Here is a 1,400-nt window from a genome sequence, read left to right on the forward strand (position 1 = left end):
AGACCAGCCTCAGTCAGCTGTTTGATAATATCCATATCACCTCGGAACAAAAGGCACATTTTGGACGACGTCAAACTCAGTTGCAGGAGGCATTAAGCTCTGGCACTCCGGTTGTATTAAGGGGACTGGAAAGTAATTCAACGCTTCAGCAGCTTCTGGAACCCCTGGTTATTGGCCAACCTCTGTTGATTAATGGCCAGTTACACGTCTACCCAAAAGCTCATGTCACCGTACTCTGGCCTGAGTCCGTGAAAAGCCCATCTTCACTATTCCGTTTGATGGTTGCCTCGGGTAAACCCTGTCCTGAGGTGGATATCTGGGATATCAATGGAGCCAGGTATGATATCCCCCGGACTGAGCTGCCCGAACAAGCACTTCGGCAACTTTACGAAGCGTTTAAAACCGTACCTGGCAACCTTTGCAAGCCTCTGCCTGAACTGACCGAGGGGCTGTTGAATAACCTGATACTGGCTGCCCGGCGGGCACAGCAGGCTGACCAGTCACCACAACTCCTGCCTCGCCACTGGCGCAAGGCCATTAACAGCCTCATCACCCATGGCACCCGACAGAATCCGACGGTGCGTGACTTTATGAAAGTGGCTTGTTGGCAATTACTTCCCGATGAGGATCAAACTGCCTCGGTTGACCCGGATCAATTAAATGACATCATCATTAGTGCCTCGAGGTTGGATAGAGAGTTTGTGAAGCAGAACCTGTGGCTACTGGCCAGAACCTTTGACCCGGCAGTCTTTAAGGACACTGGATTTGAAGCGTTAAAACTGTCCCATGAAAGTCCATTTTCACAGGAAACTGAAAAAGAATCTCTGGACAGGCTCTGTGCCATGATCGTGGCCCATGCGCCTGAACAGCAACGACAGGCAATGGCGTATCAGTTGGCAGTTGATCCGGCAGCAGCAGAGCAATATCAACGGTTAGCTATCAGACCATCAAGACAGATTAAACGGTTGCAAGATGCGCTGGCTTCTGGCTGGCAACTCCCTTTGCCATCAGGGCAGACCCGGTCCGATGCCATTCATGCTCTGGCCACCGATTGTTTTCATATTGCCAGAACAGCACATTCTGAAGCAGCAGGCATTGAACGCATAGAAAGTCGGCTGTCCCTATCACTGACATGGCAGGGTTCCGCTGATCAGCCACTGTCAGCACTGGCTCACGACCTTTATCATGGCGAGATGAGTCAGAAGGATCGCGAAAGCCGTCGCTTATCCCGACTCCATGACCGGCTTGCAGACTCACCAGTCATATTCCTGCAGGGGGAAACGGGCACCGGAAAAAGTTATTTTTCCGCCAGAATGGCGAAGGCTTCAGGACAGGCTTTCGTCATTTCCCTTGGACCTTCTGACAGCGAACAGACCCTGATGAAACGCTGGCAATGGCAA

1 protein-coding gene is annotated in these 1,400 nt (G+C 51.6%); it reads left to right on the plus strand.

All coding sequences use genetic code 11. The features are described 5' to 3' along the window. Window positions 1-1,400: hypothetical protein (locus KDK19_RS12690; protein WP_257292108.1), on the plus strand; the 1,400-nt coding region annotated here is incomplete at both ends.

It is taken from the genome of Endozoicomonas sp. ONNA1 (genome assembly GCF_024606325.1).
GTDB lineage: Bacteria > Pseudomonadota > Gammaproteobacteria > Pseudomonadales > Endozoicomonadaceae > Endozoicomonas_A.